Annotated in this window: 28 protein-coding genes; 24 read left to right on the forward strand and 4 right to left on the reverse strand. The window is 71.6% G+C overall.

All coding sequences use genetic code 11. The annotated features are described in order from the left end of the window. The first annotated feature begins 2 nt into the window (after positions 1–2). From ABD832_RS04045 to ABD832_RS04070, 6 genes are all read left to right on the forward strand, one after another. Complete coding sequence (locus ABD832_RS04045) at positions 3–785, forward strand: hypothetical protein (protein ID WP_344888453.1); 783 nt, start codon at positions 3–5, stop codon at positions 783–785. Then, positions 782–955 carry a hypothetical protein gene (locus ABD832_RS04050; protein WP_344888456.1) on the forward strand — a complete coding sequence of 58 codons (174 nt, stop codon included), beginning with the start codon at positions 782–784 and terminating at the stop codon, positions 953–955. The genes ABD832_RS04045 and ABD832_RS04050 overlap by 4 nt, the downstream gene beginning before the upstream one ends. Before the next feature lie 281 nt (positions 956–1,236). After that, on the forward strand, positions 1,237–1,557 hold the full coding sequence (locus ABD832_RS04055; protein WP_344888459.1) for a hypothetical protein: 321 nt from the start codon (positions 1,237–1,239) through the stop codon (positions 1,555–1,557). Next, on the forward strand, positions 1,544–2,071 hold the full coding sequence (locus ABD832_RS04060) for a hypothetical protein (protein WP_344888462.1): 528 nt from the start codon (positions 1,544–1,546) through the stop codon (positions 2,069–2,071). The genes ABD832_RS04055 and ABD832_RS04060 overlap by 14 nt, the downstream gene beginning before the upstream one ends. Beyond that, positions 2,064–2,495 carry a DUF6221 family protein gene (locus ABD832_RS04065; RefSeq protein ID WP_344888465.1) on the forward strand — a complete coding sequence of 144 codons (432 nt, stop codon included), beginning with the start codon at positions 2,064–2,066 and terminating at the stop codon, positions 2,493–2,495. Before ABD832_RS04060 ends, ABD832_RS04065 begins: the two co-directional genes overlap by 8 nt. Next, the gene (locus ABD832_RS04070; protein ID WP_344888468.1) at positions 2,492–2,860 is read left to right on the forward strand and encodes a hypothetical protein; all 369 of its coding nucleotides are present in this window, start codon (positions 2,492–2,494) and stop codon (positions 2,858–2,860) included. Before ABD832_RS04065 ends, ABD832_RS04070 begins: the two co-directional genes overlap by 4 nt. Positions 2,861–2,957: 97 nt before the next feature. Here ABD832_RS04070 and ABD832_RS04075 read toward each other — a convergent pair whose 3' ends face one another. Genes ABD832_RS04075 through ABD832_RS04085 form a run of 3 tightly spaced genes read right to left on the reverse strand, consistent with a single transcriptional unit; the run spans position 2,958 to position 4,251 of the window. Beyond that, on the reverse strand, positions 2,958–3,218 hold the full coding sequence (locus ABD832_RS04075; protein WP_344888471.1) for a hypothetical protein: 261 nt from the start codon (positions 3,216–3,218) through the stop codon (positions 2,958–2,960). Positions 3,219–3,263: 45 nt separating this feature from the next. Next, a complete protein-coding gene (locus ABD832_RS04080) occupies positions 3,264–3,863 on the reverse strand; it encodes an HNH endonuclease signature motif containing protein (protein WP_344888474.1) in 600 nt (199 codons plus the stop codon). A 25-nt stretch (positions 3,864–3,888) separates the two neighbouring features. Beyond that, positions 3,889–4,251, reverse strand: a complete 363-nt coding sequence (locus ABD832_RS04085; protein ID WP_344888477.1) for a helix-turn-helix domain-containing protein — start codon at positions 4,249–4,251, stop codon at positions 3,889–3,891. 87 nt (positions 4,252–4,338) lie between these two features. Here ABD832_RS04085 and ABD832_RS04090 point away from each other — a divergent pair, with 87 nt between their 5' ends. The 4 genes from ABD832_RS04090 to ABD832_RS04105 are packed head-to-tail and all read left to right on the forward strand — an operon-like array spanning position 4,339 to position 5,355. Continuing rightward, a complete protein-coding gene (locus ABD832_RS04090) occupies positions 4,339–4,575 on the forward strand; it encodes a hypothetical protein (RefSeq protein ID WP_344888480.1) in 237 nt (78 codons plus the stop codon). After that, positions 4,572–4,739 carry a hypothetical protein gene (locus ABD832_RS04095; protein ID WP_344888483.1) on the forward strand — a complete coding sequence of 56 codons (168 nt, stop codon included), beginning with the start codon at positions 4,572–4,574 and terminating at the stop codon, positions 4,737–4,739. The genes ABD832_RS04090 and ABD832_RS04095 overlap by 4 nt, the downstream gene beginning before the upstream one ends. Continuing rightward, the gene (locus ABD832_RS04100; protein WP_344888486.1) at positions 4,736–5,146 is read left to right on the forward strand and encodes a hypothetical protein; all 411 of its coding nucleotides are present in this window, start codon (positions 4,736–4,738) and stop codon (positions 5,144–5,146) included. Before ABD832_RS04095 ends, ABD832_RS04100 begins: the two co-directional genes overlap by 4 nt. Positions 5,147–5,169: 23 nt before the next feature. Next, on the forward strand, positions 5,170–5,355 hold the full coding sequence (locus ABD832_RS04105) for a hypothetical protein (protein WP_344888489.1): 186 nt from the start codon (positions 5,170–5,172) through the stop codon (positions 5,353–5,355). 368 nt (positions 5,356–5,723) lie between these two features. Here the strand turns inward: ABD832_RS04105 and ABD832_RS04110 are convergent, their stop codons facing one another. Continuing rightward, the gene (locus ABD832_RS04110) at positions 5,724–6,194 is read right to left on the reverse strand and encodes a hypothetical protein (RefSeq protein WP_344888492.1); all 471 of its coding nucleotides are present in this window, start codon (positions 6,192–6,194) and stop codon (positions 5,724–5,726) included. A gap of 87 nt (positions 6,195–6,281) precedes the next feature. On the opposite strand from ABD832_RS04110, the gene ABD832_RS04115 reads away from it, so the two are divergent. The 14 genes from ABD832_RS04115 to ABD832_RS04180 are packed head-to-tail and all read left to right on the forward strand — an operon-like array spanning position 6,282 to position 17,935. Further along, positions 6,282–6,425, forward strand: coding sequence for a hypothetical protein (locus tag ABD832_RS04115; RefSeq protein ID WP_344888495.1), 144 nt, complete (start codon positions 6,282–6,284; stop codon positions 6,423–6,425). Positions 6,426–6,464: 39 nt separating this feature from the next. Beyond that, positions 6,465–7,043 carry a hypothetical protein gene (locus ABD832_RS04120; RefSeq protein ID WP_344888498.1) on the forward strand — a complete coding sequence of 193 codons (579 nt, stop codon included), beginning with the start codon at positions 6,465–6,467 and terminating at the stop codon, positions 7,041–7,043. Positions 7,044–7,049: 6 nt separating this feature from the next. Continuing rightward, a complete protein-coding gene (locus tag ABD832_RS04125) occupies positions 7,050–7,853 on the forward strand; it encodes a hypothetical protein (RefSeq protein ID WP_344888501.1) in 804 nt (267 codons plus the stop codon). A 10-nt stretch (positions 7,854–7,863) separates the two neighbouring features. Next, on the forward strand, positions 7,864–8,205 hold the full coding sequence (locus tag ABD832_RS04130; RefSeq protein WP_344888503.1) for a hypothetical protein: 342 nt from the start codon (positions 7,864–7,866) through the stop codon (positions 8,203–8,205). Continuing rightward, entirely contained in the window at positions 8,205–8,702 is a 498-nt protein-coding gene (locus ABD832_RS04135; protein WP_344888506.1) for a hypothetical protein, read from the forward strand. The genes ABD832_RS04130 and ABD832_RS04135 overlap by 1 nt, the downstream gene beginning before the upstream one ends. A 12-nt stretch (positions 8,703–8,714) precedes the next feature. After that, positions 8,715–9,023, forward strand: coding sequence for a hypothetical protein (locus ABD832_RS04140; protein ID WP_344888509.1), 309 nt, complete (start codon positions 8,715–8,717; stop codon positions 9,021–9,023). A 51-nt stretch (positions 9,024–9,074) separates the two neighbouring features. Beyond that, positions 9,075–9,488: a hypothetical protein gene (locus tag ABD832_RS04145; protein ID WP_344888512.1), complete on the forward strand. Its 414-nt coding sequence runs from the start codon at positions 9,075–9,077 to the stop codon at positions 9,486–9,488. Further along, positions 9,488–9,751 carry a hypothetical protein gene (locus ABD832_RS04150; protein ID WP_344888515.1) on the forward strand — a complete coding sequence of 88 codons (264 nt, stop codon included), beginning with the start codon at positions 9,488–9,490 and terminating at the stop codon, positions 9,749–9,751. Before ABD832_RS04145 ends, ABD832_RS04150 begins: the two co-directional genes overlap by 1 nt. Continuing rightward, on the forward strand, positions 9,751–10,266 hold the full coding sequence (locus tag ABD832_RS04155; RefSeq protein WP_344888518.1) for a hypothetical protein: 516 nt from the start codon (positions 9,751–9,753) through the stop codon (positions 10,264–10,266). The genes ABD832_RS04150 and ABD832_RS04155 overlap by 1 nt, the downstream gene beginning before the upstream one ends. A gap of 13 nt (positions 10,267–10,279) precedes the next feature. Beyond that, positions 10,280–12,478, forward strand: coding sequence for a serine/threonine-protein kinase (locus ABD832_RS04160; protein ID WP_344888521.1), 2,199 nt, complete (start codon positions 10,280–10,282; stop codon positions 12,476–12,478). Between the two features lie 5 nt (positions 12,479–12,483). Further along, on the forward strand, positions 12,484–12,786 hold the full coding sequence (locus ABD832_RS04165) for a hypothetical protein (protein WP_344888524.1): 303 nt from the start codon (positions 12,484–12,486) through the stop codon (positions 12,784–12,786). Further along, positions 12,783–14,333, forward strand: a complete 1,551-nt coding sequence (gene terL, locus ABD832_RS04170; protein WP_344888527.1) for a phage terminase large subunit — start codon at positions 12,783–12,785, stop codon at positions 14,331–14,333. The genes ABD832_RS04165 and terL overlap by 4 nt, the downstream gene beginning before the upstream one ends. 14 nt (positions 14,334–14,347) lie before the next feature. Beyond that, on the forward strand, positions 14,348–16,372 hold the full coding sequence (locus ABD832_RS04175) for a phage portal protein family protein (protein ID WP_344888530.1): 2,025 nt from the start codon (positions 14,348–14,350) through the stop codon (positions 16,370–16,372). Positions 16,373–16,396: 24 nt separating this feature from the next. Next, a complete protein-coding gene (locus tag ABD832_RS04180) occupies positions 16,397–17,935 on the forward strand; it encodes a phage protease (RefSeq protein ID WP_344888533.1) in 1,539 nt (512 codons plus the stop codon). Position 17,936: the final 1 nt, after the last annotated feature.

Below are 17,936 nucleotides of genomic sequence, written 5' to 3' on the forward strand. Positions count from 1 at the left end.
CCTTGCCGATCAACCCGCACGCCTGCAACGGGCCCTGCAACAAGCGGTACCGGGCCGCCGTCGCTGACCACGACCAGGCCGTCACCCTCTACGAGCACGCCCTCGCCATCCACCAGGCCGTGCTCGCCGCCTGGCGCATCCCCCTGCCGTACCCCGCCGAGCCCGCCCTGCCGGCGCCGGTCACCATCCGGCCGTACCTCGGCGACCCCGTCTGGCACCCCGGCTGCGTCAAGCTCATCTGGGCCGCGCTCGACCAGCTGGACGACCTCGCCTCCCAAGCCCAGGCCGAGGTCGACGGCCACCGGGACGCGGGCGCCCGCTACGGGCGAACCGGCATCACCGCCAAGACGCACGCCGGATCGCCCAGCCCGGTCAGCGACACGCTCGACGAGCTCTACGGCGACCTCGTGAAGGTGGAGGACCCGTGGCGTCAGGCCCGCGGCTACCGGACTCGCCCGCAGCGCGCCCGCGGGGGCCCGGCCCGCAGGGCGTCGATCGCGTTCCTCCTCGATGAGCTCGACGGGATCCTCCGCGACCCCTGGTCCGTCGACTTCGGCCTCAACGTGCTGGCGTGGCACCACCGGCTCAGCAAGCTCACCAAGTCCGACCCGCCCACCCGCCGGTCCCCGATCCGCTGCCCGCGCTGCTCCGAGCGGCAGGTGTCTCGAACCGATGACGGCTACTACCAGTGCCAAGCCTGCGAGAAGCTCATGAGTCAGGCTGAGCACGACCGGGCGCATAGCGAACAAGCAGACGAACTCGACCAGGAGGTTCACGCATCATGACCGTCACCCACACCATCCGAGCTGAGGCCTCCGACCCGAAGGCCGGCATGACGCTCGCCGAGCTCGCCGCGTTCGTCCAGGCCGCGCTCCGGGAGGACGCCGACGACGGCGTGCCGGTCAAGGCGCTGGTGAACATCCGCGGCGGCATCAAGAAGCTGGAGACCCGGTGACCGCCCCCCCTGCTCAGTGCATCAGGAGTCACCTATCACGGCCCGGCCGTCCTCATCGCCCGCGACGAGGCCCGCGAGTATGCGGTGAACGCCCGCATCTATGAGTCCTACGAAGCCGAATGGGACCCTGACCACGACGTGAAGCTGTGGGACATCCGCAGGTGGGGTGCAGACCTCGACGGGCAGATGCCCGACCCGCCCTACGGCGACTGCGTCCTTCGCCTCCCCGACGGGCGGGAAGGCCGGGCGGCTCTTAGTGGCGGGCGAGGCACCACCGGCAGGTGGGAAGGGCAACTCTGGGGTGCGGGCCCGTCACCCACCTCTACGCCCGCTGCGGAAGGGGAGACCCGGTGACCGCCGACGAGCCGCAGTGGGAGGAGGACTTTCGTGCCGCGCTCGAGCACATCAAGGACACGGCCACCTACGCCACCCGCATCCTCGTCGCCCAGGAGGCCATGGGCTGGATGTACCGGGGCGACCTCGAGGGCGCCCGGCGCGCGGTCGCGAAGCTGCCCCCCGACCAGCTGGCTGCACTGTCCGCCGCGGCCGCCGCGCTGGCGGCGCTCGCCGACGAGGAGATGATCCGCCATGCCAACCCCTGACGACACCCTGGCCGCGATCGACGACGTCATCACCTGGGACGGGAAGAGCGACGACGCCGCAGTGTGGACCGCCGACGAGCGGCAGCCCGACCTGCTGCCCGGGCTCGCGTCGATCGTCGACGCCGCCCGGCCCACCCCCGAAGCGGCTCGCGCGTTCGCCGAGCGGATCACCGCGGGCATGCAGGCGTTCACGGAGGCGCTCCGCCCGGTCGCCGAGCAGGTGGCCCGCACCGCCCAGGCGCTCGCCGAGTCGCCCGGCTGGCAACAGCTCATCGACTGGGCCAACTCGCCGGCGGGCCGGGCGTACATCGAGGCCGCCGAGCGCGGTGAACTCGAACCGGCGCCACCGCCCTGCAACTGCCTGTGCGTCGCCGTGCACCGTGACTGGGAGAACATCTGCGAGCACGACGCCGTCGACGAGCTCGTCCGCGTCTCACCCAGCGTCGGCCGCGTGCAGATCCCGGTGTGCGGGCCGTGCCGGGACGCGCAGATGGCGGTGGCGGGCCGTGGCTGACCTGGTCGCGTTCCTCCGCTCGCGCTTCGACGAGGACGAGCAGATGGCGCGAGCGGCGACGTGGTGCGAGGAAGCCGGAGTATGGCACGCCAAGCCGACGCCGTACGGTGCTCGGGGCTGGCCGGGGCCGCGCTGGTTCATCGAGGACGCGTTGGAAGACGGCGTGATCTCGCACGTCGACCCCCAGGCGTCGGACGACGAGGGCGTGGCCCGCCACATCGCCCGCCACGATCCGGACCGCGTGCTCCGCGACGTCGAGTCCAAGCGGCGAATCTTGGCCTGGCATTCACAGGGAGACAACGAAACCTGCCAAGCGTGTCTCACACCCGGAATGATCGCCCAGAGGATGAACTGCTTCACGCTGCGCCTGCTCGCCTTGCCGTTCGATGACCACGAGGACTTCAAGCCGGAGTGGAAGCCATGAGTGAGCGCACCTTCGCCCTGCAACTGGGGAGTCCGATCGGCAGCCCCCACCCAGAAAGACCGCTACCGACCATCACCGTCCCGGCAGACGCCACGGACGACGAGATCCACCGGCAGGCCATCCTTCACGCCCTGGCGGCGCTCGGCGAAGGCGTCTGCCCGCACTGCGCCTGGGACCTCCGCCCAGCCATAGGCGACACCCAGGAGCCGCGCTCGCCCGGGGCAGGCCGCCCATGGCTCTACTGCCAGAACTGCCCCTGCTACTGGTCGGCCGACCACACCCAGCAACTCGTGACGTGGGAAGCCTGGTGGGCGTGGAAAGGTGCCGATCCGTTCCCGAACGTCAACGAGGACGGGCCCCGATGACCGCCGCCCCCGGCCGCGCCGTCCCGGTGACATGAGAAAGCCCCCCGCCGGGATCCGGCGGGGGGATGCCCGGGGGTTCTCCCCGGGCCAGGGTCGTCTACTTGCCGTGCAAGCGGGCCACAGTGGCGGCGAACGCCTGGCGGGTGGCGGTGTCCCAGCCCTGCACCACGGCGACGGTGTCGGCGTAGCCGGGGGTGGTGGGGTGCATGAACCCCCGCCGCGCTTCGGCGCGGGCCTGCTCCTCGGTGCCACGGTGGCGGAGCTGGCGGACGAACTCGCCCTCGCGGTTGAAGACGTTGACGATCTGCAGGCCGTGGCCATCGACGATGCGCTCGGCGGGAATCTCAGGGGTGGTCATGGCTTCTCCTCGGCAGGGTGGGGTGGGGCGGTCAGGCGGCGCGGACTATCCGCTGGTCTTCCTGCGCTCGCGGGAGCGACGGCTGTCGGCCTGGCGGCAGATGCGACAGCTTCGCCGCCCGTCCTCGTAGGCGTACGTGTTGACCTCGTCATAGGGGTGACCCTGCGGACAGTGCGTTTTCTTCGCCGCAGGCTCAACGGGCTTCGTCGCCCGCTCGCGTTCGGTGCGTGCGCGTCGCTCGGCGCGAGCGCATGTCCGGCAGTGACGGCTGCCCTTGTGAAGGCGGGTGTTCTCCGGCGTGTACTCGTGCCCGTGCTGGCAGTGAGTCTTCGCCGCGTTGGCCGCCATGATCGTTTCACCGCGCAGGATGTTCTCCTGGTTGGTCACGGCCTCCAGGTGGGTGGCGTTCACACACGCGCGGTTGCGGCACAGGTGGTCGATGTGCAGGCCCTCGGGGATCGGGCCGTTCAACGCCTCGTACGCGACCCGGTGGGCGTAGAGGGCCTTACCGGCCACGTTGAACTTGCCGTAGCCGTTCTTCTGCTTGAAGGCCGTCCAGGTCAGGCATGGGGTGTCGTGTCCTGCGTTGTCGATGACTGCCTTCGCCCAGAATCGTTCGGGCAGGCCCATGATCGGATTCGTCATCTCGCTCCCTGCTTGGATCGGAAGGTCAGGCCGCCGCGAGGATGGTGGCGGCGATTCGGTGAAAGCAGACGTGGCGGCCCCTGAGCCCGGCGGCGCAGTTGCATGCCTGCGGGGCGGTCAGGTAGGTGCGGGTGCCGTCGCTACTGACGGTGCGGAAGATGCGGCGCCCGCGGAAGCGGACGATGCCGCCCTGCTCGATCAGCTCGCGGGCCTTCTCGATCTGGGCGGGCTTGAAGTCGTTGAGGCTGGTGACGGCGGTGAGGGTGACGATCCAGCGGCCAGCGACCTTGGTGGCGTTGAGGCGGCCAGTAGCGGCCCAGCGCTGGGCGGTGCGGAGGGAGACGCCGTGGGCGGCCGCGGTCTCGCGGGTGGTGACCTGGATCTGCATGACGCCTCCGTATTGCGCTTTCGTGTTGCGCAATACGTTAGCGGTGTGCCATGGATTGCGCAACAGAGATGCGCTAATCTCTTGCGCATGGCAGACACGAAAGACCCGCTATCCGACCTCGACGCCAGCACCCGGCGCTACCGCGAAACCGAGACCGCCCACGAGCAGGCCCGACAGACTGTCATCGCCGACGTCATCGCCGCTCTCCGCGCCGGCGCTCGACCCACCGACGTCACCGCACGCTCCCCGTTCACCGCCGCCTACGTTCGAAAGCTGGCCCGGGACAACAACATCGAGCCCGCCAAGAAGGGATCCACCCGATGAGCGAATGGAAGGCCGGGCGCGGCACCACCCGCACCTCCGGCGGCGAAGCCGTCTTGGAATGGGGCGGCACAGAAATGCGCATGGGCCCCGACGAGGCCGAGGAGGTCGCCGCAGCGCTGATCCTGGCCGCCATCGCCGCCCGCAGGGAGCGGGAGGAATCGTGAACGCCGACCGCACACTCGACGCCATCGACGATGTCCTGACCGACTGGCAAGGCAGCGACGACTCGGCGCACTGGACTGCGCCCCGGCCGGACGAGTGGGCCGATGTGCTCCGGCCCGCCCTCGTGCCCCGCATCGCCGCGGATGCCGGACGCGACCCCGCCGACGTCGGCCGGCTGCTGGACGAGCTCCAGCACACCCGCCCGGACGACGTCGACCCCGCCCGGGTCGTGGAACTGTTCGCGCCGACCGGCGCCGCCCTGTTCGGCGCCCCAGTGACCGACGCGCTCGCACGCATCGAAGAGGCACCCGACGGCGAGGACCGCCGGTCGGCGACCGCCCAGCTCGCCCAGGTCCTGGCGCCCGCCGTGGTTCAGGCCATCCTCGCCAAGCAGCCAGATTTACGCTGATCACCTGGGAGAATAGGGGCATCATGCTCGCCACCCCGCCCCTCCCGTGCGACGTCGTCCCCTGCCCCAACGGCGACGCGATCCTCAACCTCCACGGACTGCTCACCGCCCGCCTCACCCCCGAGCAGCAACACCAGCTCGCCGACCTGCTGCCCGCCCTCAACGCGCCGCAGAAACCCGAGCTGAGCTGCACAACCACCACCATGTGACAGCCAACTAGCCCCATCCGCAAAATTGTGTAACACTACGCGCAGGTAGAACCCGTATGCCCTCACGCCCCAGGCGGAGGGCATCACGCGTTTTCAGGGGGTGAACCATCAACCCCCACACCACCGACCCCGTCACCGCCCAGGTCGCCGCCGCCCGCCTCGGCAAGAGCCCGATCACCATCCGGCAATGGGCCCGCCGCTACGCAGCCCGCAAGCTCGGTCGGCCCGGGCGCGCCGTCTTCTACGACTTCGCCGACCTGGCGACGATCGACGGCTGCATCTACCGCGGCGACAAGGTCCCCGCCACCCCCGAGGCGCGTGACGAGCTGCGCGACCGCCTGCGCAACGCTCACCGCGCCGCCGCCTGATCAGCGAGGCGGCACCGGCAAAATCATCGGCTCCGGATGCCCGCCCCACGTAACCTCGATTTCGTCGGGAACTGCGTAGGCCAAGCTGCCCGCCATCATGAAGCTCACCGACTCCCCAGGGCGTACAGCGGCATCCGTCGGAACCTGTGACGCCACTCTGGCGATGCCCTTCCCGTCAACGTTGACGTCCGTGGCTATGGCCGTCCCCACGTTGCGGAGGATGAAGCGATCCTTCCTACGCTCAAGGCTCCACTTAACGTCGTGCCCTTGATGAGCGTCCGGCTTGCCAGCGAGCTGGCTCTTGACCATCAACTCGGTTAGCGCGGTGGCTTTTTCGGCAGCGTTGGCCGACTTCACAGTCGCTTCCGCTGAGATCTTCTGCCACTTCAGGCCGCGGGCCGCTAAGCCCGCGGCGCCAAGGGATATAGCGAATGCAGCCCATGCGGAGGCGTCGCCCCAGTCGATTGCCATGACCGGAACGTAGCCTCCGCAGGCGTTTGGCGTACTCCGGTTAGGGATTTCCCCTTCGCTTCCTTCGCTCTGCTTTCAGGAGCCTCGATGTCCCCGCTCGCCGTGATCCTTCTCGTCGCCGCCCTCATCGCGTTCCTGCTGGCCGCGTTCGGCGTCCAGACCCCCCGCCTCCTGGCCGCCGGCCTCGCCTGCTGGGTGCTCGCCGACCTGCTGCCCGCCCTCACCCTCTGACCTCATCCCCACCCCGACCTGCTTGGAGGGTGACCCCACATGCCCACCGCCAACGAAACCGTGCGGGCCACCACCCACTGGACGGTCCGCCGCTGGGACGCCGACCAGACCGGCTGGGTGCAGCATCGCACCGGCCTGCTCGCCCCGGCCCCCGCCGACTTCGCCCGGGCCGGCGTCGAGCCGTACCTCACCACCGAAGTCCACGGCAACCTCGCCACCACCGCCGGCCTGACCCGCCTCACCTCCCTCCTCACGGCAGGCGGAGGCCAGGCGATCGTCGCCACCAGCGCGCGCATCGGCGTCGGCAACGGCGCCGGCACCGCGGCCATCGGCGACACCGACCTGTCCGCCTCCGCCGGCAGCGCCAACCGGTGGTTCCAGGTGCTGGATGCCACCTACCCGCAGACGTCCGGCGGCGTGCTCACCCTGAAGGCAACCTTCGCAGCAGCCGACGGCAACTTCGCGTGGAACGAGTTCGGCATCGACATCGGCGCCCCCACCGTCACCAGCGGCGCTACCGTCAACGCCGTCCTGTTCAACCACAAGACGGCCATCGCCCAGGGCAGCAAGGCCAACGGGCAGACGTGGGCGGCAACGGCCTCCGTTTCGTTCGGGTAGATCATCATGCAATGGCCCATCCCGCCATTTCCCACCCGGGTCGTCGCCGGTACGCAGGTCAACCTGGCCTCGTCAGGTTCTGCCAACACCAAAGGCTCCTACCTCACCCTGCTGTCCGGCCTGTCAGCGCCCGTCGGGTGGATCAACCTCGGCCTGTTCTCCTCGAACCTGAGCGCCGGCGACCGCGCCATGATCATGGACCTGGCCATCGGCGGCGCAGGATCCGAAACGATCGTCGCCGCTGACATCGTGTGCGGAAGCCGCCTCAACGCCTCCATCTGCTTCCCGTTGCACGTTCCTGCCGGGGCCACGCTGCGGGCACGGATCGCCACCACAGCGACCAGCCAGGTCATCCCCACAGCCGCCACCGGGTTCATGGCGGAGCCGGAATCCGGCATCTCCACGCCCGGACGGATCACCTCCTACGGCACCGTGCCCGCCTCCTCTAGCGGCACAGCGGTCACCCCATCCGGCACCGCCAACGTCAAGGGCTCCTACGTGCAGCTCACCGCTTCAACAGCCCGGCCGATCCACGCGCTGATGGTGATGGTGCAAGGCAGCACCAACACCCACCTGGCCGCCAGCTACGCGGTCGATATCGCGGTCGGCGGTTCAGGCTCCGAAACGGTGATCATCCCCGACCATTCGGTTGCCGCAGACACCAACGAATACCTGCAGCCCATGAGCCCCGACTTCTACCCCTTGTCGCTGAGCATCCCCGCCGGGGTCCGGCTCGCGGCCCGCTGCGCGGTGACCACGGGCAGCGTCACGACGCCCGTCGAGGTCGCCGTCTACGGGTTCACCTACTGAGGAGGCGGCCATGTCGTTGACGATCACCGCGTCCGGCACCCAGGCCGCGACGGTCAACACCGAGCACACGCTCACGACGTTGGCCAGCGGCAAGACGTACACGCTGCACGTCGACACCAACGCCATGAGCCACGGCACCGGCACCGCCGACGAGCTGGAACTGCGCATCAAGGCCAACGTCCTGTCCGCCGGCACCGAGCGGGTCGTCTACTTCGCGACGTTCGTCGGCGCCCAGGACGTCCCCATCAAAATCTCGCTTCCGGTGCCGGTCCCGCAGACGGCGACCATCACCCTCAAGCAGACCGCGGGGACCGGCCGGTCCTACCCGTGGGCGGTCACCACCCCCGACTGATGGCCCGCTACCGCGACCGGACCATCCCCCGGTCAGGCGACGCCGAGAAAAGCATCTCCGACACCATCACGGTCACCGACACGCTGACCGTGCAGCGAGCGATCTCCCTCACCGACACCGTCACGGTCACCGACGCGCTCGCCGTCGCTGTCACCGTGCCACTCGCTGACACGGTCACAGCCCTGGACGGGCTCGGCGGCGGCGTCCCCGTCGACCTCGCCGACACCGCCACCGTCACCGACAACCTGACCGTCCTACCCACGCCGGTGATCGCCGACTCCGTCGCCGTCGCCGACGCGCTCACCGCCTCCGTTGCCGCCGGCCTGGCCGACGTCGTGACGGTCACGGATGGTCTGACGTACATCGAGATCATCCCCAAGAGCATCAGCGACACCGTCGCCGTCACCGACAGCCTGCGGGCCGCCGAGGTGCGCGACCGCGACGCGACCGCGCTGCCGCTGCGCCGCACCTGGTCGTCCGGCCCCCCAACCACCTGAGACGGGAGGTGCGTGGTGGGCCCGTCGCTGACGATCCCGTGGCAGTCCAAGGAGTACCTGAAAGCGCCGATCGCAGGATCCGCGGACCTGGGATCCCTGCCACCCGAGATCGCGCTGCTGCCGGTCGGCCAAGACCCCGCCCCCGGCGACTGGCTGACCGCCCAGTGGATCACCGAAGGCGGCCAGCTCAAGGCGATGATCCTCATCGGCCCCGACACCGCGCTGCCGCTCACCAAGGGCCTGCTCTACCAGGTGTGGGTGCGCATCACCGCCGAGCCTGAAATCCCGCTGCTCACGCCCGGCACCGTCTACGCCAGCTGACACCCCTGACCCCGCCGCCGTGCGGCTCCCAACACCCCGAGGAGGGCCGCCGTGGCCACCCGCCTGCCCACCGCCGCACGCAACGCCGCCGCCGACGCCGTCGTCGACCTCGCCGACGCCGGAGCCGGCGCAGCGACGATCGAGATCCGCACCGGCTCCCAGCCCGCCAGCGCCAACGACGCCGCGTCCGGCACGCTGCTCGCCACCTTCACCCTCGCCGACCCCGCCTTCGGCGCCGCCTCCACCGGTGTCGCCACCCTGGCAGGCACCCCGCGCACCACGACCGGCGTCGCCGCCGGCACGGCCGGCTGGTTCAGGTTGAAGGACAGCACGGGCGCGACCGTCCTGGACGGGGCGGTGACCGCAACCGGCGGCGGCGGCCAGCTGGAGCTCAACACCACCACCATCAGCGTCGGCGTGAACGTGGAGATCACCTCCGGCACCGTCACCATGCCCGCCGGCTGATGGCTCTCACCACCGTCAACCGCGGCAGGGTGCTCGCCCAGTGGATGCGCGAGCAGACCACGCCGCTGCCCGCCGTCAGCAAAGCTGACCTCGCCGCCGCCGTTGCCGCGATGGACGACTGGCTGGACGCCAACGTCACCTCCCTCAACGCAGCCATCCCGCAGCCGGCCCGCGCCCAGCTCAGCGCGGCCCTGAAGTTCGAGCTGGTCGGCTACATCCTCATGCGCCGCGCCGGGCGCCTGCGCGCGGAGGAGGACGGCTGATGGGCACCGTCTACCAGACCTTCACCCCCGACGCCGCCCTCTTTCAGACCACAGCGTTCCCCCAGCTCAAGACCATCAACGGCACCAACTACCCCGTGATGGGCCTCTACTACGACGGCACCGTGTCGGAGCTGGCGTACTGGCAGTTCAAGCTCCGCAACTACGGGGCCGGCGTGGACATGATCGTCACCCTGGACTGGTACGCCGACACCGCCGTCGCGAACGCCGTCGTCTGGGAAGCCGCCCTCGCAGCCATCACCCCCGACGCCGACACCCAGGACGTCGAAACCAGGGCATTCGGCACGGCCGCCACGGTCACCGACACCCACCTGACCACCACCGGGCAGCGGCTGCACACCTGCTCCATCACCCTCACCGGATCCGGGCCCCTCAACTCGGCGGCGGACGGCGACGCCTGCTGGATGCGCATCGCCCGCCTGCCCGCCAACGCCGCCGACGGCATGGCCGGAGACGCCGTCCTGATCGGCTGGCAGCTCGCCTACTCCGACACCTGACCGGAGGTAGGCCGTGGCCGTCGGATTCCGCGCAGACGCCCAGGACTACAACCGCACCCTGTCGCTCGGGTCGATCACCCAGTTCACCGTCTGCTGCTGGGTACGCCTCAACGCCGACCGCAACTCCTTCTCCACGGCCTGGGACGTCGGGGCGTCCAGCCTGGACCTGTACGGGCTGCAGACCGCTGCCGACGGCACCACCATGGAGGTCTACGACGCCGACGGAACCGTCGGCGCCACCGCCCCTCTCACCGTTGGCACCTGGTATTTTTTCGCGGTCACGATCAACGGCGCGGCCGGCAACTGGGAGTACCGGGCCGCCAACAGCAGCACGTTCACCGCCGGATCCTGGACCGGGCAGAAGGCGAACGTCACCGCCACCCGACTCCTGCTGGGCGAGAGTGGCTTCAACGCCGAGTGGCTGAACGGCGACCTGGCCGCATTCAAAATGTGGCACGGCACCACGCTGTCCATCGCGCAGATGCAGCAGGAGTCCTACACCTACACGCCGCGCCGGTTCAGCAACCTCACCTGCTGGTATCCGTTCTTGACGACGGGCACCGCGGACTACAGCGGCAACGGCCGCACCCTCAGCGGCGGCACCGGCGCCACCACCGTTGACGGGCCGCCCATCTCCTGGCGCATCGGCGCCCCGACGCTGCTGCTGCCCACCGCCGCACCCACCCTCACCGGCACCCTCGCCGCAGCCCTTCCCGCACTCGATGCCGCCGCGGCCGGGGCTGCGACCGCTGCCGGGTCCCTCACCGCTGGCCTGCCCGCCCTCGACGCTGCGGCCGCCGGGGCTGCGGCCGTCACCGGCACGGCGGCCCCGGGCCTGCCCGCCCTGGGCGCCGCCGCGACGGGCGTGGTGTCCGTCGCCGGTTCCGCAGGCTCGACCCTGCCCAGCCTCACCGCCAGCGCCGCGGCGACCGTCGAGGCGGCCGGACCGCTCACCGCCACCCTCCCCGCGCTCAGTGCGGGCGTGGTCGGGGCCGCATACGGCGGCACCCTGACCGCAGGCCTCCCCGCGCTGGAGACGACGGCGGCCGCCACCGCCAAGACGGCCGGCGCCGCCAGCGTCGCGCTCCCGGCCCTGGCCGCCGACGCAGCCGGAACCGTCCGAGCCAGCGGGCTGCTCGCCGCGGGCCTTCCCCCGCTCAGCGCTGCAGCGCAGGCGTCGACCAACGCCACCGGCACCCTCGGCGCGCAGCTGCCCGAACTCGCCGCCACCCTGACCGGCGGCACGGTCCCCGGCGCGGGTGCCGCCACCTGGCAACTCCCCGCCCTCACCGCGGCGCTCACCGCCACGGCCGAGGCCTCCGCCAACCTGGCAGCCGACCTGCCCAACCTGGCTGCCACCGCGGCGGGCGCCTCCTACGAAGGCCACCTCGCCGCCACGCTGCCGACGCTGGAGAGCACGCTCGCCGCCGCCGTGGAGACCAGCGGCGCCCTCACCGCAGGCCTGCCCGCCCTGCAGGCGGATGTCGATGGGGCGGCCCTGGGCGGAGGCCTCAACGCCACCCTCCCCACCCTGGCCGCAGACCTCGAAGCTGCGGCGAGCATCACCGGCAGCACGGCCACCGTCCTGCCCGCCCTCGACTCGCACCTCCCTGGGACGGTCTCCGCCGGCGGCTCGGCCGGCATCACCCTGCCGCCGCTCACCGCCGACACCGCCGCCAGCGTCGAAGCATCGGCCGCCGCGGCGCTCACCCTGCCCGCCCTCGACGCGGCCGCCACCGGCCACCTGACGGTCACCGGCACCGTAGACACCACGCTGCCAGCCCTGACCGCAGACCTCGCCGGGGCGGCCGAAGGCGACACCGCCCATCTCGCCGCCGACCTGCCGCAGCTGTCCGCCAGCTTCGCCGGAGCAGGCAACGTCACCGCCGCGGCGTCGATTACCCTGCCCCTGCTCACCGCCAGCACCACCGGCGGCCTGGCCGTCACAGGCGCCGCCGACACCGGGCTCCCGCCGCTCACCGTCGCCCTGGCCGCACAGCTCATCACCGCGCCTGCGGGGCTGCTGACCACCGAGCTGCCCGCCCTCGTGGCGGTGGCCGTCGGAGGCTCCGCCGTGGTGGAGGTCGACATCCCCGCCGCGGTTGGCCCGCCCGCCCTCGCCTGGGGGGCGGTGGGCCCGCCCACCCTCAACTGGGCCCCCGGCCCGCCCGCAGCCGACTGGGCCGCTGGCCCACCACACGCTGGGAGGTGACCGTGATGGCGCAGATCCCCGCGACCTCGAACGAGGACGTGCGCGTGCTCTGGGCCGCACACCTCGTCGGATTCCTCGCGGACATCGCGATCATCCCCTGGGCGTCCCCCGAGAACGAGCCTGCTGACAGCGACTACATCGCCGCCACCTGGGAGGACGACAACCCCGGGTGGGCGTCCATCCACATCGGGCCCGGCACCGGCCGCACGTACGAGCCGGGCGAGTACGTGGTGTGGACCCGTCTCACCGCAGGCGACCGCAAGCCGGTGCGCCGGTCCGGGCTGCTCACCATCGGCGTGCTGCCGTGACCGTCCTCGCCGACGCCGCGTTTCGCCACGCCGCCAGCATGTTCCAGCCCAAGATCCGCAAATGGGCCAGCCCCGGCGCAATGGCCGCCGCCCTCGACCACACCCACCGGCAAACCGCGATGCTCGACCTCATCGACCGCGAGCTCGTCGCCCTGTTCGACGGCGACGACCACGACCGGCTGATGGTGTTCTGCCCCCCACAGGAGGGCAAGTCCCAGAAGATCAGCCGCCGCACCCCGGCCTGGCTGCTCTCCCACGACCCCACCCTGCGCATCGGCATCGTCAGCTACGCCGACAACAAGGCCGAGCGGTGGGGACGGCAGATCCGCCGCGACATCCTCAATCACCCCGAACTCGGCATCACCCTCCGCCAGGACTCCCGCGCCGCAGGCCGGTGGGAGACCGAACAGGGCGGCGGCCTCATCTGCGTCGGCCTGGCGGCCGGCATCACCGGCGAGCCAATCGACGTGCTCCTGGTCGACGACCCCGTGCGCGGCCGGGCCGAGGCGGAGTCCCAGACCTACCGCGAGGCGGCATGGGACTGGTGGGAGTCCAACGGCTCCACCCGCCTGTCGTCCCGCGGCAAGGCCGTGCTGATGATGACCCGCTGGAACGAAGACGACCTGGCCGGGCGGATGGAGAAGCGCGAGCCCGGCCGGTGGCGGATCGTCCGCATCCCAGCCATCGCCGAGGACCGGGACCCGCTCGGCCGCCACCCCGGCGAGGAACTCGTATCCGTGCAGGACCGGGCCCCGGGCTACTTCCGGAACCTGCGCACCGTCCGGTCGTCGTACGTGTGGAACAGCATCTACCAGCAGACGCCGACCGCCGCCGAGGGCAACCTGTTCCGCCGCGCGGACTTCCGCTACTGGCAGGGCATGCCCGCCGACCCCGCCCGCCACGGCGTCCTCGCCGGGCAGCGCGTCGACCTCGGCGGCCGCGCCGTCGCCTTGGACGACTGCTGGCGATTCATCACCGTCGACCTCGCCGCGTCCAAGCGCACCAGCGCGGACTACACCGTCGCCTCCGCCTGGGCTATCAGCGGCGACGGTGACCTCATCCTGCTGGGCCGCAACCGCGGCCGGATGTCCGAAGCCGAGCACTGGGACCACGTCCGGCCGCTACAGCAGCGGTGGGCGGCGGACACGGTGTTCATCGAGCAGTCGTTCATCTCCACCACGCTGGCGATCGACGCGACCGCAGCCGGGATTCCGGTGCAGCCGCTGACGGCGGACACCGACAAGATCACGCGAGCCCTTCCGGCGACCAGCCGGATGAAAGCCCACCGGGTGTGGTTTCCAGCCGGGGTGGACTGGCTGGACGAGTGGTGTGACGAGCTCGCGTCGTTCCCGTCGGCGGCGCATGACGACCAGGTCGACACGCTCTCGTATGCGGCCCGCGTCGTCTCGGCGCACTGGCTGCCGCAGGAGAACGCTGAGCAGGTCGCCGCCCGTCGGGCGCCCGTCGATGACGGCGTGATCGGCCAGGCGTACGCGGCGGCCACCGGCGGCTCCGGAGACCTCGACTTCATGGCGATCGACTACTGAGCAGGGGGTTCGTGATGGTCAGCGCCCCCACCCGGGACATCGGCGGCCTCGACGCCGGCCTGTACGGCTACCTCTACGCCGACATGCTGGAGATCATCCCCGATCTCATGTGGCCGACGTCGATCCAGACGTACGCGCGCATGCGCCACGACCCGCAGCTCGCCGCGATCCTCGCCGCCTACACCCTGCCCATCCGCCGAGCCACCTGGGCCGTCGACCCGGCTGGCTGCCGGGACGAGGTCGTGCAGCTCGTCGCCGACGACCTGGGCCTGCCAATCCTCGGCACCGACACTGGGCCATCCGGGGCGCGGCGCCGCGGCGTGCGCTGGTCCGAGCACATCCGCCTCGCCCTGCTCAGCCTCACCTACGGGTTCTCGCCGTTCGAGCGCCGCTACGAGATCCGGGACGGCCTGGCGCGGCTGATCAACCTGGGGGAGCGGCTGCCGCACACGGTGCGCGCGATCGACCTCCACCGAGACGGCACCCTCAAGTCCATCAGCCAGGAGCACGCCGTCAGCACCCCGATCCCCGCGGACCGACTGCTCTGGTACGCGCACGAGCGGGAAGGCGCGACCTGGACGGGCCGCAGCGTGCTCCGCCCGGCCTACGGCGCGTGGCTACTCAAGCACGAAATCTGGCGCGTCCACGCCACGTCAATCCGCCGCTTCGGGATGGGCGTCCCCTCCGTCGAAGCCCCGCCCGGGGCGACCCCGGCGCAGGTCGCCGAATCCCAGCGCCTCGCCTCCGCCATGCGCGCCGGCGACACCGCGGGCGTCGGCCTGCCGCCCGGCTTCCGGCTGGCCATCACCGGCATGACCGGATCGGTGCCGGACGCCATGGAGTTCGTCCGCTACCTCGACCAGCAGATGTCGAAGATGGCGCTCGCCGGGCTCCTCGACCTGGGCGACACCCGCAACGGGTCCCGGGCTCTCGGCGACAGCCTGCTGGAGCTGTTCTTCCTCAGCCTGCAGGCGGTCGCCGACGAGCTCGCCGACACCGCCACCCTCGGCGCCGTCGTCCCCTCGGTGGACCTCAACTGGGGCGACACCGAACCGGCGCCGCGGGTGGTCGCCACCGACGTCGGCCAGCGCCACGAGGTCAACGCCGAAGCCCTCGACTTGCTCATCAGCAGCGGCGCGATCACGCCGGACGCGGAGCTGGAAGCGTACGTGCGCGGCGCCTGGCGGCTCCCGCAGCGGGCCACCCCGGCTCCGCCGCAGCCGCCTCCGGCGCCGGTGCAGGCGCGCCGCCGGACGGCCCGGGCCCGGTCGGTGCGGGCCGCCGGATCGGAGGACGGCGGGCACCGGCAGCTCACCCTCATCGAAGCCGACTCCGGCATGGACCCGGACGCCATCCAGGCGGTCTGGGCCGATGCCCTCACCCAGCTGCTCGCCGACTGGGCCGGCATCTCCGCCGCCTGGCGGAGCGACCTGGCCGAGCAGATCCGCGGCATCATCGACGCCGGAGACCTCGCCGACCTGGCGAACCTGGTGCTCGACCCGGGCGCCGCGATCCAGCTGCTGGGGGCGGCCATGGTCGCGGTGGCCGAGCAGTCGGCCGCCCAGATGGTGGGCGAGGCCGCATCGCAGGGCGTCGACGTCGACCAGCCGCCCGTCAACGAACCCCACCTGCTCGCCCTGGCCCAGGCCCTGGGCGGGCTGCTCGCCTCCAACCTCGCCTCCGCCGGGGCCCGGGAGGCGATCCGGCGGGCGACCGCAGACGCCTCGGGGGAGGACGTCGCCGCCGCGGTGACCGACCACCTCGCTGGGCTGTCGGATGCGTGGCTGCGCGAGCAGCTCGGCGGCGCCCTGTCCGCGGCCCAGTCCGACGGCCGGTTCGCCGTGCTGGATGCGGCACCGGAGGCGACGTACTACGCGAGCGAAGTGCTCGACGTGAACACCTGTCCGAAGTGCTTGGAGATCGACGGCCAGGAGTTCGCTGACCTGGCAGAAGCCAAGGCCACGTACATCACGGGCGGCTACCTGAACTGCGACGGACGGCTGCGCTGCAGAGGCATCGTCGCCACCGTCTGGACCTAATCCCCGCCCCCGTGGAGGTGCGCTGTGCCTGACCTTGCCGTGCCCGCACCACCCCCGCTCGCGACGGTCGCGAACGTCGAGCTGATGCACACCGGCACCTGGCACCTGTCCACCGGGCCCGTCACGTTCAGCACCGGCGACCTCGCCTCCGCCGTCGCCGCCCTGGACTGCCCCGCCGTCCGCCGCCCGGTGCTGAAGCTCGGCCACCTCGAGGCCGACCCCGACGAGCACGGGCTGCGCTGGGACGGGCTCCCGGCCGTCGGCTACATCAACAACCTGGCCGTCGCCGAAGCCGGCCGTACCCTCGTCGGCGACTACGCGGGCATGCCCGGCTGGCTGGGCCAGATCATCGCCAGCGCCTACCCCGACCGCAGCATCGAGGGCCAGTTCGATTTCCGCTGCCAGATGGGGCACCTGCACCCGTTCGTCATCACCGCGGTCGCGCTGCTCGGCGTCGCCGCCCCCGGCATCGGCACCCTCCAGAGCCTGCAGGACGTCGCCGCCCTCTACGGCGTCGCCGCCTCCACCCCGCCATCGCCCATCTCGGGTGAGTCGATCGCCGTCACCGTCCACGCCACCCGGGAGGACCCCGTGCCCAACCCCCGCGCACCCCAGATCGCCGCCGGGGTCACCACCGAAGACGTCCGCCGCGCCTTCTACAGCTCGGACTACGGGCGCAGCTGGGACATCTGGATCGAAGCGATCGAGCTCGGCCCGATGCAGATCATCGCGATCGACGACGCCAGCGGCAGCCGCTCCCGCGTCCCGGTGACGATCGGCGACGGCGACGGCGAGGAGGCCGTCTCGTTCGGCGACCCGATCCGGGTGGTCGTCCGCTACGACGACGCCCCCGCGGTGGCGGCCTCCGCCGAGGAGCGGGTCATCCGCTACGGGTCGCGCGCCGAGTCCCGGCCCGAAGCCTCCACCCCGCCGCCCACCCAGCCGGCGCAGCCCACCCCGGCAACGCCTGCCAACCCGGCCGCCCCGCCCACCGTGGTGCCGCCGGAGCCGGACCCCAGCCCGGCACCCCAGACTCCCCCGGTCGAGCCGGCCGCGGGGCCCACCCCAACCGAAGGAGAGGCTATGCCTGCTCTGGACGAGGGCCTGCGTACGCGGCTCGGCCTGAGCGCCGACGCTGACGAGGCCACCATCCTCGCCGCTGTGGACGAGGCGCTCAACGAGCGCGCCGAACCCACCACCCCCACCGAGCCGGTTGCCGCGGCGCCCGCCGCGCTGCCGCCGGGCACCGTCGCCATCGACGAGACCATGCTGGCCGAGCTGCGTGAGCGCGCCGAGCAGGGTGTCGCCGCCCGCGCCCGGCAGCTCACCGAGGACCGCGACCGCGCCATCGAGGACGCCATCCGCGCGGGCAAGACGCCGCCGGCGCGCCGCGAGCACTGGCAGACGTCGTGGAAGGCCGACCCCGAGGGCACCAAGCAGCTGCTCGCGTCCCTGGCGCCCGGCCTGGTCCCCCTGGCCGACATCGGCGAGCCCGGCGGCGAGCCGACCGGACCCAGCGACGACGAGTTCGACCAGTTCTTCTCCACCCCCGGAAAGGTCTGAT

This window comes from Streptosporangium longisporum (assembly GCF_039534895.1).
In the GTDB taxonomy this organism is placed as follows: Bacteria; Actinomycetota; Actinomycetes; order Streptosporangiales; family Streptosporangiaceae; genus Streptosporangium; species Streptosporangium longisporum.